At 71.5% G+C, this 14,343-nt stretch carries 14 protein-coding genes; 4 read left to right on the top strand and 10 right to left on the bottom strand.

What is annotated here, in order from left to right:
• Positions 1-6 precede the first annotated feature (6 nt).
• From AB0D18_RS23135 to AB0D18_RS23115, 5 genes are read right to left on the bottom strand one after another with little or no spacing between them, the layout of a single operon-like run.
• Positions 7-618, bottom strand: coding sequence for a hypothetical protein (locus AB0D18_RS23135; RefSeq protein ID WP_362421555.1), 612 nt, complete (start codon positions 616-618; stop codon positions 7-9).
• Complete coding sequence (locus AB0D18_RS23130; protein WP_362421635.1) at positions 615-2,120, bottom strand: HAMP domain-containing sensor histidine kinase; 1,506 nt, start codon at positions 2,118-2,120, stop codon at positions 615-617. Before AB0D18_RS23130 ends, AB0D18_RS23135 begins: the two co-directional genes overlap by 4 nt.
• 50 nt (positions 2,121-2,170) lie before the next feature.
• Positions 2,171-2,854: a response regulator transcription factor gene (locus AB0D18_RS23125; protein ID WP_362421552.1), complete on the bottom strand. Its 684-nt coding sequence runs from the start codon at positions 2,852-2,854 to the stop codon at positions 2,171-2,173.
• 44 nt (positions 2,855-2,898) lie between these two features.
• On the bottom strand, positions 2,899-4,611 hold the full coding sequence (murJ, locus tag AB0D18_RS23120; RefSeq protein ID WP_362421549.1) for a murein biosynthesis integral membrane protein MurJ: 1,713 nt from the start codon (positions 4,609-4,611) through the stop codon (positions 2,899-2,901).
• Between the two features lie 8 nt (positions 4,612-4,619).
• Positions 4,620-5,825 carry a peptidoglycan bridge formation glycyltransferase FemA/FemB family protein gene (locus AB0D18_RS23115; RefSeq protein ID WP_362421547.1) on the bottom strand — a complete coding sequence of 402 codons (1,206 nt, stop codon included), beginning with the start codon at positions 5,823-5,825 and terminating at the stop codon, positions 4,620-4,622.
• 265 nt (positions 5,826-6,090) lie between these two features.
• Here AB0D18_RS23115 and AB0D18_RS23110 point away from each other — a divergent pair, with 265 nt between their 5' ends.
• Positions 6,091-7,296 (top strand): Ig-like domain-containing protein, encoded by a 1,206-nt coding sequence (locus tag AB0D18_RS23110; protein WP_362421544.1) that lies wholly within the window; start codon positions 6,091-6,093, stop codon positions 7,294-7,296.
• Between the two features lie 100 nt (positions 7,297-7,396).
• Here AB0D18_RS23110 and AB0D18_RS23105 read toward each other — a convergent pair whose 3' ends face one another.
• Complete coding sequence (locus AB0D18_RS23105; RefSeq protein WP_362421541.1) at positions 7,397-7,696, bottom strand: hypothetical protein; 300 nt, start codon at positions 7,694-7,696, stop codon at positions 7,397-7,399.
• A gap of 189 nt (positions 7,697-7,885) precedes the next feature.
• A complete protein-coding gene (locus tag AB0D18_RS23100; protein WP_362421538.1) occupies positions 7,886-8,845 on the bottom strand; it encodes a diiron oxygenase in 960 nt (319 codons plus the stop codon).
• Positions 8,846-9,048: 203 nt separating this feature from the next.
• Here AB0D18_RS23100 and AB0D18_RS23095 point away from each other — a divergent pair, with 203 nt between their 5' ends.
• On the top strand, positions 9,049-10,215 hold the full coding sequence (locus AB0D18_RS23095; protein WP_362421536.1) for a ferritin-like domain-containing protein: 1,167 nt from the start codon (positions 9,049-9,051) through the stop codon (positions 10,213-10,215).
• Here the strand turns inward: AB0D18_RS23095 and AB0D18_RS23090 are convergent.
• The gene (locus AB0D18_RS23090; protein WP_362421533.1) at positions 10,212-11,087 is read right to left on the bottom strand and encodes an alpha/beta hydrolase; all 876 of its coding nucleotides are present in this window, start codon (positions 11,085-11,087) and stop codon (positions 10,212-10,214) included. The two genes, AB0D18_RS23095 and AB0D18_RS23090, sit on opposite strands and share 4 nt — an antisense overlap.
• Before the next feature lie 120 nt (positions 11,088-11,207).
• On the opposite strand from AB0D18_RS23090, the gene AB0D18_RS23085 reads away from it, so the two are divergent.
• Together AB0D18_RS23085 and AB0D18_RS23080 are read left to right on the top strand one after the other, a co-directional pair.
• Entirely contained in the window at positions 11,208-12,137 is a 930-nt protein-coding gene (locus AB0D18_RS23085) for an ADP-ribosylglycohydrolase family protein (RefSeq protein ID WP_362421530.1), read from the top strand.
• 107 nt (positions 12,138-12,244) lie between these two features.
• Complete coding sequence (locus tag AB0D18_RS23080) at positions 12,245-12,844, top strand: Uma2 family endonuclease (protein WP_362421528.1); 600 nt, start codon at positions 12,245-12,247, stop codon at positions 12,842-12,844.
• Between the two features lie 15 nt (positions 12,845-12,859).
• Here AB0D18_RS23080 and AB0D18_RS23075 read toward each other — a convergent pair whose 3' ends face one another.
• Together AB0D18_RS23075 and AB0D18_RS23070 are read right to left on the bottom strand one after the other, a co-directional pair.
• Positions 12,860-13,312 carry a DUF3291 domain-containing protein gene (locus AB0D18_RS23075; RefSeq protein WP_362421525.1) on the bottom strand — a complete coding sequence of 151 codons (453 nt, stop codon included), beginning with the start codon at positions 13,310-13,312 and terminating at the stop codon, positions 12,860-12,862.
• Positions 13,279-14,319, bottom strand: coding sequence for an amidase (locus AB0D18_RS23070; protein ID WP_362421523.1), 1,041 nt, complete (start codon positions 14,317-14,319; stop codon positions 13,279-13,281). The genes AB0D18_RS23075 and AB0D18_RS23070 overlap by 34 nt, the downstream gene beginning before the upstream one ends.
• Positions 14,320-14,343 lie beyond the last annotated feature (24 nt).

The following is a 14,343-nucleotide window of genomic DNA, read 5'->3' as shown; positions in this document are numbered from 1 at the left end:
GTTCCGCTATTCGTCGTGCTGAGGGTCCAGGTCGCAGGTGCCGGACGCCGACACACCGTCCTGGCCCGTCATCCGCACGGTGGCCCGGCCGTCGCGGTCCCTGCTGTACGCGGCGGTGCAGATCAACTGGCGTACGGCTGTCGCGTCCAGCCGGCCGACGGCGAGGGGGAGGGTCAGTACGACCTCCCCGGCCGCGGAACCGGCCACGGAACCGCCCCCGGAACCGCCCGCGGAACCCGAGGTCCGGACCCGGATGCCGCCGGTCGTGATCCTGGGCAGGGCGGTGCCGAGCCCGGCGGCCTTCTCGGCCTTCCCCGGGCCGCCGAGCAGCGCGGAGATCGCCTCCTCCGTCGACATGCGCCGGGTCGCCCCTTCGGGCTGCCGGTACTCGTCGCCGAAAGCCCCCGAGAGTCTGAAGCGCCTGGGCACCGGTGTCAGCTCTCCGTGCGGCAGCCGGAAGAACAGCAGCGCGTCGCCGTCGGGATTGACGAAGTTCTGCACCCTGCCGGGATCGCCCGCCTCGATGACGTCGGTCTCCCGGATGCCGCATCCGACGAGCAGCAGTGCGGTCACAGGAACGGCGGCGAGCGCCCAGCGGCGTAGGTGCGCCTGCTTCACTCGTCGTCCCCTCCCGTCTCCGTGTGCAGCGGTATCTCGACGGTGAAGACGGCACCTACCTGGGGCCGGTTCCCCGCGCGGACCGTCCCTCCGTGCAGCCTGACGTTCTCCAGAGTGATCGCCAGGCCCAGACCGCTGCCTGCCGAGCGGGTGCGCGCCGCGTCGGCCTTGTAGAAGCGGTCGAAGATGTGCGGAAGCACCTCGGGCCGGATGCCGGGTCCGCTGTCGGCGACCTCGGTGACCAGTACGGGCACCCCTTCGGAGTCCGTCCCGCTGCGCAGCCGTACGGTGACCGGCGCTGCGCCGTGCCGCAGCGCGTTGCCGACGAGGTTGGCGACGACGATGTCGAAGCGGCGCGGGTCGAGCCGCGCCCGGATCCCGTCGGGCAGTTCGGCGAGGACCCGGCCGTCCGTCCAGTGCCGGTTGGCCAGCGTCTTGCGGATGGCCTCGGCCGCGTCGACCTCGTCGGTGTTCAGCTCGGCCGCACGCGCGTCGAAGCGCGATATCTCGATCAGGTCCTCGACGAGGACGGCGAGCTTTCCGGTCTCCGCGCTGATCAGCCGCACCGCCCGTGCGGTGTCGCTGTCCAGTTGGCCCGCGTCCTCGTCGAGGACCTCGGTGACGGCGAGCATGCCGGCGAGCGGGGTGCGCAGCTCGTGCGAGACGTCGGACGCGAAACGGCGGGCGCGTGCCTCGGCCAGGCGCAGTTCCCGTACGGAGTGCTCAAGGCTGCCGGCGGACTCGTTGAACGTGTGGGCAAGGTCCGCCAGTTCGTCGTTGCCGCGTACCCGGATACGGGTGTCGAGCCTGCCGCTGCCCATGCTGCGGGCGGCCTGCCGCAGCTCCCGTACCGGACGCAGCACGCTGCGGGCGGCGAGCAGGCCGGGCAGCAGGCCGACGGCGAGTCCGGGCAGGGCCCCGTCGCGGGCGGCGGTCAGGAGCGCGTCGACGTTGATCTGCTCCTCGCTCATCCGCATGACGGCGTACAGGATCAGCCCGGTGGGCAGCACACCCTGCGTGCCGGTCCGGAAGACCGTGGGCATGGCGATGGTCAGATACGGGACACCGTCCTTGACGACCCGTTGGAAGCTGCCGCGGGGGTCGGCCAGCGCGGCCTTCCGCAGCTCCGGGGTGATGACGGTGGAGACGGGGCTGGTGCCGGACGAGGCACGGACCGAGCCGTACTCGGCGAAGACGACCCACGGGCGCGGCTTGCCCTTGCGTGCGAGGTCGCGCAGGACCTCCTCGATGCCCTCGGCCTGCACGGGCAGGTCGAAGCCGGTCTGCTGGACGTGGTCGCGGAACGACGAGACGGCCGTGTCCTGGGCGGTCTTCAGCAGGGCGTTGCGGGCCTCCCGGTAGGTCAGCGCCGCGGTGGTACCGGCGCCGACGGCCGCGACCAGCAGGAACGCCAGAACCAGGCGGGTGCGCAGACCGAATGCCCATAGCCGCCGCCCGCGGGTGGCGGGGGGTACCCGGCCCGCGAGGGGTGCCCGGTCCACGAGGGGTGCCCGGTCCACGAGGGGCACCCGGTCCACGAGGGGCTTCCCGCTCACAGCGGCCCGAAGCGGTAGCCGAAGCCGCGCAGGGTCTGGACGTACCGGGGGGTGCCCGAATCGTCCTCGATCTTGTTGCGCAGGCGGCGTACGCACGCGTCGACCAGCCGTGCGTCGGCGTGGTAGCCGTGCTCCCACACGTGCTCCAGCAGTTGCTGGCGGCTGAAGACCCGGTCGGGGGCGGCGGAGAGGTGCAGCAGGAGCTTCAGCTCGGAGGGGGCCAGTGCCAGGCGCCGGCCGGCCTTGGTGACGGTCAGTCCGGCCCGGTCTACGGTGAGGTCGCCGTGGACCTCGACGGCCGGCCGGTCGGTGCCGGTGACCTCGATACGGCGCAGCACGGCACGGATCCGCGCCTCGATCACGTCGGGGCGGGCGGGCTTGACGATGTAGTCGTCGGCGCCGGCCTCCAGGCCCACGATCATGTCGAAGTCGTCGCCGCGTGCGGTGAGCATGATGATGGGCAGCTGGCTGTCCTCGCGGACGCGCCGGCAGACCTGTACGCCGTTCATCCCGGGGAGCATCAGGTCCAGCAGCAGCAGATCGGGGCGGAAATCGCCCAGCGCGGCGAGTCCTGCCTCGCCGGTGGCGGCCGACCGCACCTCGTGGCCGCGGCGGCGCAGACCGAGTTCGACGCCCTCGCGCACGGCGGGGTCGTCCTCGATGAGCAGTACGCGGGGCATCAGCAGTCTCCTCGGTGGTGTTTCAGCGCCGGGTCGGTGGTGTTTCAGCGCCGGGCCGCTCGCCGGCGCAGGCCGGAGATCAGCGCGTCGAGTTCGGTCAGCCGCAGCGGCCGGGCGAGCAGCCCGAAGGTGAGCAGAATGACGGCTGCTCCGGCGGCCGCGGCGGCCAGGGCGCCCGCCCGTGCGGCCCCGGTCGCCGCGAAGTGGGCCAGCACGGTGGCCGGGACGGCGGCGGCCAGCAGCCGCGCCAGCGCCACGACGGCGGACGAACGCCACGGCCGGCCCACGGCCAGCCGGCGGCTCAGCACCAGGCCCGTGACCACCCAGCCCGCGAACAGCGCCACCGAGTACGCCGCCGCCATCCCCGTCACCGCCCAGCGGGCGGGCAGCAGCTGGGCGGCGGCAACCGACAGGCCCGCGTTGAGGGCGACGATCACCAGGTTGAGCAGGAACGGCGTACGGGTGTCACCGAGCGCGTAGAAGGTGCGCGAGAGCACGTACTGGCCCGACATGGCGAGGAGTCCCGGCGCGAACGCCATCATGATCCCGGCCATGGCGGCCGTGTCGCTCGCGCTCGTCCTGCCGTGGCCGTAGACGAGGGACATCACCGGGTGGGCGAGCACGAGCAACGCGCAGGCGGCCGGGACGATCGCGGCGGACGAGGAGCGCAGGGCGTGCGAGACGTCCCGACGCAGGGCCGCGGTGTCCGCGTCGGCCGCCGCCGCGCTCATCCGGGGCAGCAGCGCGGTCAGCAGGGAGACCGTGATGATGCCGTGCGGTACGACCCACAGGACATAGGCGTTGTTGTACGCGCCGTACCCGGGGCCCCCTTCGCGGCCCGCGGTGGTGGCCAGCCGGGTCGTGACCCAGTAGGCGGCCTGGTTGGCCAGGACGAGGAGGACCAGCCAGCCGGCCGCCCGCAGGGGCCGGGTCAGCCCGCTGCCCCGCCAGTCGAACCGCGGCCGCCAGCGGAAGCGAGCCGCGCGCAGCGCAGGGACGAGGGCGAGCGCCTGGACGGCGATCCCGGCGGTGGTGCCCCAGCCGAGGAGCGCGGTCTCGGACGGGGTGAGGGTGTCGCCGCCGCCGAGGGACAGGGCCAGGAACAGGCCGAACACGCTGATGACGACGACGTTGTTGAGGACCGGGGCCCACATCATGGCGCCGAACCGGCCGCGCGCGTTGAGCACCTGCCCCAGCAGCGTGAAGACGCCGAGGAAGAAGATCTGCGGCAGGCAGTAGCGGGCGAAGGCGATCGTCATCGAGGCCTGCGCGCCGCCGTAGTCGGTGTACGCGCCGACGATCGCGGGCGCCGCCCACACCGCGGCCGCGGTGAGCGCCAGCAGGGCGACGACGCAGAGCGTGATGAGCCGGTCGGTGTACGCGGCGCCGCCGTCGGCGTGCTCCTTGGCCGCCCTGACCAGCTCGGGTACGAACACGGCGTTGAGCGCGCCGCCGAGGAGCAGCATGTAGACGATGGTGGGCAGCGAGTTGCCGACCGCGTAGCCGTCGGGGACGAGCCCGATCGTGCCGATCGCCGCCGCGACCACGGCGGACCGCACGAAGCCGGTGCCTCGGGACACCAGGGAGCCCGCGGCCATGACGGCACTGCTGCGCGCTGCGGAGACCGCCTTGGGGGCGCCGTCGGGGACGGCTCGGGGGCGGCTCTCCGTACCGTCTCCGGGGCGGCATTCCGTACCGTCTCCGGGGCGGCTCTCCGCACCGCGCTCCCCGTCCGGTGCCGTGGCCGTCTGCTTCACCGGCGGCCTCACCGGCGGTTCAGGTACGCCTGGAAGGCGCGGTAAAGCGTGTGGTTGGCGGTGCCGCCCAAGGGTCTCTCCCATTCCCCCAACGTCTCGACGACCTGTCCACCGGTGCCGAGCTTCCACCGCAGCAATCCGTACGCACGTTCGCCGGGGTCAAGGGTGGAGGGTACCCCCCGCATGTCGTAGACGTCAGCGCCGAGGGCGTGGGCGTCCAGCAGCATGCGCCACTGGAGGGCGTTGGACGGCCGTACCTCCCGGCGGTGGTCGGCGGAGGCGCCGGTCTGGTACCAGGCCCTCCGGCCCACCGTGATCATGGTGTGGGCGGCGAGGACCTCCCCGTGGTGGCGGGCCAGGTAGAGCTTCATCCGGCCCGGCTCCTCGGCGTTGAGCGCCGCGTACTGGCGCTCGTAGTACGCGAGCGAGCGGCCGAGCCGGAATCCGTCGCGCTCCTCGGTGATGCGCAGCAGCCGGTAGAACTCGGGCAGGTCGGCGGCGCTGCCCACCACCACCTCCACGCCCTCCTTCCGGGCGCGCCGGACATTGCGCCGCCACTCCTGGTTGAGCCCGGACCACAGGTCCTCGGTGCTGCGCCCGGCGAGCGGCACGTGGAAGACGTGGCGCGGCTGGGCGTCCCCGTCGTCCCCGCCGCCCCCCGAACCGTCGTCGCCGCAGCGCCGCCAGCCGCGGGCGCGCAGCCGTTCGGCCACCGCGGCGCCGAGCGGGTCGACCTCGCTGGCGAGGACGTCGCCCAGGCGCCTGCCCGGATGGCTGAGCGGCTTCAGCAGGGCCGCGTTCCAGCGCCGGTAAGCGGGCGAGGGCCCGATGCGTACGGCGAACACGCCCGCGCCGCGCAGGTGTTCAAGCAGCGGACCGAGCCAGCTGTCGACGTCCGGGTCCGCCCAGTCGGCGACGGGCCCTTCGGGAAGGTACGCGAAGTACTTGCGGGTGCCCGGAAGTTGCCGCAGCAGCACCAGCGCCACCCCGGTCAGCCGGCCGCCCTGCGGGTCGGGTCCCCAGCCGAGCAGCTGAGCACGCCAGCCCTCCTTGACGTCGGCCCAGGAAGGGCACTGCAGGAACGCGGCGCCGAGCGCCGCACCTTCGGAAGAGGCGAGGAAGGCACGGTAGGCCTCGGCGGTGATGCAACCCAGCCGGAGGGCCCGGCGGTCCTCCGCGTAAGGAGACGGGGTCGGTACGAGCAGCGCTGACACGGTCTGGGCCTCTCCTTCTCCCCGGACTGTTCGCGGGGTCGGACGAGATGCTCACAGCCGCCCGTGACCGTCCCGCGCGACGAATGTGACCGGAGCATGACCGTTTCTCACCAGTCGCCGTCATCTCGCTCCGCAGCCGCTGACCTGGGCTTCTCCGGTCCTACAGTCGCAACACCGGCCGCCGGCGCCTTCCTTGCCGGCCCTGCCTCCTCTGAGGCTCCTTCCCGCTCTTGCCGCCCTTTCCGCTTCCGCCACGGAGGTCCTGTTGCACCGCACACGCGTCCGCGTCCGTCCCTCGATACGTACCGCCGTCGCCGCGGCCCTGCTCGTACCGCTCACGGCCGCCTGTTCGGCGAACCCCGTGCCGGCCACCACGAACGCCGCCGGCACGGCAGCGAAGAACAACGACCGCCCCGTCACCGTGCAGGTCACCCCCACGGGCCGGCAGGCCGTGACAGGGGAGCCGGTGAAGGTCACCGCGACGGGCGGACGTCTCACCTCGGTGACCGTCACCGACGCCAAGGGCCGCGCGCTCGCCGGGAAGGCCGCCGCCGACGGCCGCACCTGGACCTCCGCGCGCAATGCCGTACCCGGCACGGCGTACACGGTCTCGGCGGAGACCCGGACGCAGGGCGGCACCGCCGCCACGAGCCGGACCTCCTTCACCACCGCCCCCGCCGCCAAGGTCAACAAGGTCGACTGGCGCCCCGGCACCGGCACCACCGTCGGCGTGGCCCAGCCGGTCTCGCTCGTCTTCGACCGCCCGGTCAAGAACCGCTCCGAGGTCGAGAAGCAGCTGAAGATCACCACCTCGAACCCCACCGAGGGTTCCTGGGGCTGGATGCGCGACTGGTCGGGCAATGACCGGGTGGACTGGCGGCCCAAGGCGTACTGGAAACCCGGCACCAAGGTCACCGTGAACGCCGAGCTGAACGGCACCGACTCGGGCGCCGGTGGCTGGTTCGTACGCGACTACACGTCCACCTTCACCATCGGCGCGCAGCAGATCGTCAAGGTGGACCTGGACAGCCACCACCTCACGCTCCAGCGTGACGGCAGGACGGTCCGGCGCATCCCGGTCTCCGGCGGCACGCCCGGTGGGGACCGGCGCTCCTGGCGCGGGACCGCCGTGCTCATGGCGAAGGAAGGCACCATCAACATGAACTCCGAGACGGTCGGCCTCGGCAACGCCTACGACAAGATGGTCGACCACTCGATGCGGCTCACCTGGTCGGGCATGTACGCGCACGCCGCCCCCTGGAACGCCCGCTACTTCGGCAACGCCAACCAGAGTTCGGGCTGCATAGGGATGAGCAGCGCCGACGCGGCCTGGTTCTACGACCAGGTACGGCCGGGCGACCCGTTCGAGATCACCGGCAAGGACACCAAGGGCGTCGTCGCACTGAACAACGGTTTCGGCCTGTGGAACCTGCCGTGGGCCGACTGGCAGCGGCTGAGCGCGCTGCGCTGAGGGGTGGGGTGGAGTGGGGTGGGGTGGGGTGGGGTGGGGTGGGGTGGGGGAGAGCGGGATCTCCACCGGGGCGGGCACGAGGGGAGTGCCGGCCCCGGGCTCACCCGCCGCAGCCACCGCACCCGCCACATCCACTGCATCCGCCACATCCACCGTACGAGGATGAGTGGTTGTCGCACGGCGAGTCGTTGTCGTGCGCCTGGCTCTGGCCGGGCCACCAGGCGGTGCTGCCCGCCACCGCGCCGCCCGCGACCCAGCTCGTGGCACTGCCCTGGTGCACCGCGCTCGGCGCGGACCCGCCGGGACTGCGCGCGGACCTCTTCCTGGCCTTCTCGACGATGGCGATCAAGGCCACCAGGAGTGCCGCCGCCGCGAGCCCCACGATCCAGATCCCCGACACGGACCTCACCGTCCCTCTGATTTTCCCCGCCACGCGGGGGCGCACACCGACGGTCCCAGAGGACACCCGGGGACGTCCAGGGCTCGTGCGGGGAGGTCCAGGGCCAACCGAGGAAACGTCCAGGGCTCGTGCGGGGGCGGAGCATCACACGTCACCGCCCCCGCGAGTCACCCGCCCCCGGGAGGAACCTCAGCGCGCCAGCAGTCCCGAGCTGACCCACAGCTTGCGCCCGGCCCCCCGCAACACCCCGATGTCGTCGAGGAAGTCCGTCAGGCGCCGCGCCCCGTTCTGCATGACCTCCGTCCGGTGTCCGCTCGCCTTCACCTGGGCGATCGCCTCGCGGCGGTCCAGGCCGACGTTCTCGTACACCTTCGGGTTGATGAAGCAGGTGGAGAAGACGCGGGCCGCCTCCCCGCAGCTCAGCCGGGTGAACTCCTGCTCCCAGCGAGGCGCCGTCACCATCTGGCGGCGCAACTCCTCGCGTGCGTAACGGACATGGCGGGCCTCCTCGATGACGTGGATGCGCGTCACGCCGCGTACGAGGGTCTGGATGCGCTCGTCCGGGAAGGTCAGGCGCTGCATCCAGTCGAGGATCTCCTCGCCGAGGAGGGTGGCGGCGAAGGAGCCAGGCGTCGTCGAAACGGTCTTCAGGACGCGGGCGAGGTTGTGGTAGACGCGGGGGACCGGGTAGCTCGGTGTCCCGCTCTTCTGGATCATCTTCGCGAACATCATCGAGTGCCGGCACTCGTCCGCGATCTCGGTGAGTGCGTAACGGACGTGATTGCTGGTCACGGACTTGTCGTAGATGTGGCGGACCAGCAGCTGCATCAGGATGATCTCGAACCAGATGCCGAGCGAGGCGATGGCCGCGGCCTCGTGCCTGGCCAGCTCCATCCGCCGGTCCTCGGACATCTTCTTCCAGAGCGGGGTGTCGTAGAGGGACACCAGCTCCGGCGGCCAGTACCACTTGCCCTCGTCGGCAGGGGCGTTCCAGTCGAGTTCCCTGTCCGGGTCGAAGGAGTGCTTCGCCGAGGACTCCAACAGCCGCTTGGCGACCTGCTCCCGGTCCTTGAGCATTCCGAGGGCGTCACGAAGGGCGGTGAAGTCGGTCTCGGTCGGCTCTGCTGTCCTGCTCGGCGCGGTCGTCATCGTCGGAGCACCTCGTGATTGGGGTTACCGGGGGTCACCTCTTATGAGACTCCCTGTCAGCAAGGCCGTCAATCCCCTGCGCGGCACTTCTTGACAGGCCCCTGTGCGGCCTGTGTCCGGCTTGTTGACCGTGCGTCTACCCACGTGTGAGCCTGCCAACTATCTGTACGAACAAGGCTGTTGGGGATGCGAAGGGGTCGCGGATGTCGACGCACGAGCTCTACACGAAAAGCCCGTCCGAGCCGGTCTGGCAGGTCCCGGCCACCGGCGCCGCCCGCTTCAGCTGGGACTACGACGCAGGCCGCGCGCGCCTCCTCGCCCTCTACCAGAAGGGCAAGGACAAGCAGTGGGACGGCGCCACCCGCATCGACTGGTCGCTCGAAGTCGACCCGCAGGACCCCCTCGGCACCCCCGACGAGGCCCTGAACCTCTACGGCACCCGCTACTGGGACCGCATGACGGACAAGGACAAGGGTGATCTGCGCAGGCACTACACGGCCTGGCAGTTCAGCCAGTTCCTGCACGGCGAGCAGGGGGCGATGGTGTGCGCGGCCCGGATCGTCGAGTCGGTCCCCGACCTGGACGCGAAGTTCTACTCCGCGACCCAGACCATGGACGAGGCCCGGCACGCCGAGATCTACTCCCGCTTCCTGCACGAGAAGATCGGCATGCTCTACCCCGTCAACGACAGCCTCCAGGGGCTGCTCGGCGACACACTCCGCGACTCCCGCTGGGACATGCCCTACCTCGGCATGCAGGTCCTCATCGAAGGCCTCGCCCTCGCCGCGTTCGGCATGATCCGCGACACCACCAACAAGCCGCTGCCCAAGCAGATCCTCGCGTACGTCATGCAGGACGAGGCCCGCCACGTCGCCTTCGGCCGCATGGCCCTGCGCGACTACTACCAGCAGCTCTCCGACGCCGAGCTGAAGGAACGCGAGGAGTTCGTCATCGAGGGCTGCTACCTGATGCGCGACCGCCTGCGCGGCGTCGAGGTCCTGGAGAACTTCGGCGTCCCCAAGCAGGAGGCCCACGAACTGACCGAGCAGAGCGAATTCCTGCACCTCTTCAGGAAGTTGCTCTTCAGCCGCATCGTGCCGTGCGTGAAGGACATCGGCCTGTGGGGCGAACGCCTCCAGAAGGCGTACGTCGACATGGGCGTCTTCGAACTCGGCAACTCCAACCTCGACCTCCTGATGACCCAGGACGAAGAAATCGCCGAACAACTCGACCGGGAACGCTTCGCGGTGGAGGAGCGGGTACGGGTGGAGGAGGTACGGGACGCGATTGCGGAGGGAGCGGAGGCAGCGGAGGACGGTGAAGGGGTGGCGGGTGCGACTGACGGTCGGGCCGCGGGCGGGGCTGCCTAGCTCCCCTGTGGGCCAGGCCGCGTGACGAAGCCCCTCACCAGGGCGGCGACCGCCTCCGGCTCCTCCAGGAGCAGGGCGTGCGTGGCGTCGATGCGCTCGACGGTGACGGTCTCCGGGCGGTACGCGCGCAGGGCGGCGAGGTCGTCCGTCAGCCCTGCCCCGTACTCGCTCAGAAAAGCGTCGAACCACTCCATCCCGGGCGGACCGGGCGGCTGCTCCCGCCCCGCCCGGACGAGCAGCAGTGGACACTCCACCTTCCTGAACAGGGCGAAGAGATCGAGCGCGTCCATCTCGTCGTACATCGCGAGCGAGATGTCCCGCTCGGGCAGCGTCTGCCACCGCCCGTCGGGGAGTTCGCGCGCGGCGGCGCGGGCGGCGCGCTCGGCCCTCCCGTACGGAATCCCGAACTTCCCTGCGTATGCGGCCTGTTGGGCGATGTACTCGGCGGGCATGACGGCACCCGCCGCCGCGCGGACGGTCTCGCGTACGCGTGCGTCGGCTTCGTAGCGTCCGGGCGTGCCCCACCAGAAGCCGTCCAGGTTGACGGCGGCGGGGGTGCCGGGGCGGGTCGCGGCGCAGAAGGCGGCGGTCATGCCGCCGAGGGAGTGTCCGACGAGGGCCGCGTCCGGGGCGCCGTGGTCGCGGAGCGCGGTCTCGATCGCGGTGGCGGCCGACTCGAAGGACCAGCCGCCGGCGGGAGGGGCGGCCGAACCGCCGTGCCCCGGCAGATCGGCCGCGAGGACCCGGTGGTGGGGGAGGAGGAACGGTACGACGGCGTCCCAGTCGGCGTGCGAGCGGCCGGCGCCGTGCAGGAGGAGGAGGGCGGGGCCTTCGCCGCCGTGGTCGTGGACGTGGAGTGGTGTGCTGCTCATGGCGTCAACGGTAGGGCGGGGAGCGGGAGTTGAAGATCATTCGCGCGGACGACGGAATCCGCCCGTTCCCCGGCCCATAATGGATGTACGCCCTTTCGCACTCCGGGCACGATGGTGACCATGGCCGACACCGACCGCATCCCGCCCGCGCCCGCCGCGAACCGCCGCGCCGCCCGCCACAGCCTCGAAGCGCTGGCCCTGGGGGACGCCTTCGGGGAGCGCTGGTTCCCGCTGTTCCGCTTCCGCGAGGGCCTCGTACCCGACGACGCGTACGAGGATGTACGCGCCCGTCGCCTCCCGGCCGGCCCGCTCTGGCCCTGGACCGACGACACGGCGATGGCCCTCTCCCTGCACCGCGTCCTCACCGAAACCGAGCACGGCCGCATCGACCAGGACCGCCTCGCCACCTGCTTCGCGCGCGCCTTCGACGCCGACCAGGGCCGCGGCTACGGCCACGGCATGCACCTGCTCCTCCCCGAACTCCTCGCCCGCCCCACCGACTGGCGCACCCTCGCCCCCGCCCTCTTCGAAGGCGGCGGCAGCCTCGGCAACGGTGCGGCGATGCGGGTGGCGCCGCTCGGCGCCTGGTTCTCGTACGATCTCGAACTGACCGCCGCACAAGCCGAGTTGTCGGCCGCAGTCACGCATGCGCACCCACAGGGAATCGCGGGCGCGGTGGCCGTCGCGATCGCTGCGGCTCTTTCGGTACGGGGCGAACTCTCGCTCCCGGCGGTCGCGGACCGCACCCCGCCGGGGCCCGTACGGGACGGCTTGCTGAAGGCCGCCGCCCTGCCCCTCACCGCCCCGCCCCGAGAAGCCGCCGACCTCCTCGGCAACGGCTCCCGCGTCCGCGCCGACGACACGGTCCCCTTCGCGGTGTGGGCAGCCGCCCGCCACCCGGACGACCTGGAGGACGCCCTCTGGGCCACGGCGGAGGGCTTCGGCGACGTGGACACGACCTGCGCGATCACGGGCGGAATCGTGGGGGCGCGGGTGGGCGTGGGCGGGATGCCGGGGGAGTGGCTGGAGAGGAGGGAGGGGCTGGGGTGAGGAGCCTCGTCAATGCGGACGCGTCGGCCACTCGTACGAGGGGCGGATCGGCAATCACTCTGGGTAGGCTTTCAGTGTCAGGAGGACTCCGCCCCATGGGAGCAATCATGAGCGCCGCACGCGAGTACGGGCTGGACGAGAGCTACGAGTGGGCCCGTCCGCCTGTCGGCGGGTGGACGGCTGACGATCTGGACCGGCTTCCGAATCTTCCTCCGCACACGGAGCTGATCGACGGGAGCCTCGTCTTCATGAGTCCGCAGACCTACTTCCACATGGTTACTCTGCGCGTGCTGGAGAACGCCCTGTGGAGCCAGGTTCCGGAGGAGTGGCGCGTCGTACGCGAAATGACCACCAAGCTCGCCAAGCGTGACCGGCCTGAGCCCGATCTCATGCTGGTGCGGGAAGAGGGCTTCACCGGGCCGTCGCAGACCTGGTACGCCCCGGAACACCTCCTGCTGGCCGTCGAGATCGTCTCCGAGGAATCCACCGAACGCGACCGCGAGACCAAGCCCCGCAAGTACGCCGCCGCCGGCATCCCCCACTTCTGGCGCGTCGAGGAGAACCACGGCCTCCCCGTCGTCTACGTCTACGAACTCGACCCCGCGACCCACGCCTACGGAGCGGCCGGAATCTTCCACGACCGGCTCAAGCTGTCCGTCCCGTTCCCGGTCGACATTGACCTGACGGCCGTCGACCGGCGCCGCTGACCGCTGATGTCCGCCCTACCGAGCCGGGAACTCCGCCCGGAGCGTGAACGCCCGCTCCGTAGCCCCGTGTTCACGCAGGTGTACGAGCCGCTTCTCCGCCTCCGGCGCGCTCGGGCGGTGCCCCGCCGGTACCCACCACAGAGCGGTCATCGCTTCCGTAATCCGCTCGAACCACTCGTTGCGCCGCTTCAGCAGCTCCCGGTGGCGGCCGGCGTACATGAATGCCTTCAGTGAGTCGACGTCACGCCACACCGTCAGGTTGATGATGAGCCAGTCGTCGCCGAAGACCCGCAGCTCGGTGGCGTCACCGCCGTCCGTCTGGAGGCGCCAGACGAATCCGTCCGCCGCGTCGGCAACCGCGTTCACCGGTTCCAGCGCGTCCACGAAGTCCTTCAACTCCGGTGAGTCCAGCGGGAATTTGAGCCTGGATATGTTCACTTGCGCGAGTTCGAACGAGGTATCGGCCATGGCGGCACGCTAGCCGCCGCCCGCGCGAGCAGTGCTTCCGATCCGAATTCCGAGACGAGTTGAAGCCCGACCGGGCAGCCGTCCGCCGTGAAGCCCGCCGGAATGCTCACCGCCGGATGTCCGCTCACATTGAACGCCCACGTCAGGGCCGTGGAGAAGCGTCCGGCCGGCCCGTCGTGCCCGTGCGGCGGGAAGGGAGTGGTCGGGGACGCCAACAGCCGTGTGTGAGTGAAGAGTTGTTGGAGTCGGGCGGTGTTCTCCGCCGCCACCGCTCCCGGCCGCGCCCCCGCCCGGATCGCGAACCACTCCTCCTTCGGGTCAAGGAGCGCGAAGCCCTCCGGCGGTTCCTCCAGTGTCAGGATCCGTTCCGCCGCGCGCCGCGCCACCGCCACCACCTCCGGGTCGAGGTCGGGGCCCGCCGCGAAACCCTGGTCGGCGGACCACACCGCGCTCCTCGGCAGCTCCGCCACGGGTGCGTACCCGTCCACCACGCACCCCAGGTACACCTCCAGCTCCGCCGCCGACCTGCCGAGCACCCCGGCCGTCGCAAGTCCCGTACGGTCCGGCGACGGCAGCAGGCCCCGGGTCGTCCGCAGGCCGAACACCCCGCACCAGGCCGCCGGGATCCGTACCGACCCCGCCCCGTCGCTCCCGGTGGCCAGCGGCACCATCCCCGCGGCGACGGCCACCGCCGACCCGGCGGACGAGCCGCCGGGAGTGCGGTCGGCGCGGTACGGGTTGAGGGTGCGGCCGCGTGCGCCCAGACCCCAGGTCTGCCAGTACGTTCCCGGGCCGGGCACCGCCGTGGAGCCCACCGGGACCGCACCCGCCGCGATCAGCCGCCGCGCGGCGTAGGAACGTATCCCCGAAGGCCCTTTGACCGCGAACGGAAGCCCGTGCAGCGGGAGTTCGGGGTCGGCGGCTGCCGGCGCCGCGTCCTGCCACACCTCCAGGAAAGCGCACAGCTGCGGATCGAGCTCCGCGATCCGGCTCAGAGACTGCTTCACGTCCACCTGGAACCTCCCTGTGGA

The sequence above is a fragment of the Streptomyces sp. NPDC048442 genome (assembly GCF_040651475.1).
Lineage (GTDB): Bacteria > Actinomycetota > Actinomycetes > Streptomycetales > Streptomycetaceae > Streptomyces.
The sequence above is the reverse complement of the archived record's forward strand: the minus strand, read 5'-3'. Positions and strand labels throughout refer to the sequence as shown.

What these genes read in the sequence shown, in the direction of transcription:
- AB0D18_RS23100 (WP_362421538.1), bottom strand. Translation starts at nt 8,845, where the DNA reads ATGACGACCGCGCCGAGCAGGACAGCAGAGCCGACCGAGACCGACTTC.
- AB0D18_RS23085 (WP_362421530.1), top strand. Translation starts at nt 11,208, where the DNA reads ATGGCCGACACCGACCGCATCCCGCCCGCGCCCGCCGCGAACCGCCGC.
- AB0D18_RS23090 (WP_362421533.1), bottom strand. Translation starts at nt 11,087, where the DNA reads ATGAGCAGCACACCACTCCACGTCCACGACCACGGCGGCGAAGGCCCC.
- AB0D18_RS23075 (WP_362421525.1), bottom strand. Translation starts at nt 13,312, where the DNA reads ATGGCCGATACCTCGTTCGAACTCGCGCAAGTGAACATATCCAGGCTC.
- AB0D18_RS23080 (WP_362421528.1), top strand. Translation starts at nt 12,245, where the DNA reads ATGAGCGCCGCACGCGAGTACGGGCTGGACGAGAGCTACGAGTGGGCC.
- AB0D18_RS23095 (WP_362421536.1), top strand. Translation starts at nt 9,049, where the DNA reads ATGTCGACGCACGAGCTCTACACGAAAAGCCCGTCCGAGCCGGTCTGG.
- AB0D18_RS23125 (WP_362421552.1), bottom strand. Translation starts at nt 2,854, where the DNA reads ATGCCCCGCGTACTGCTCATCGAGGACGACCCCGCCGTGCGCGAGGGC.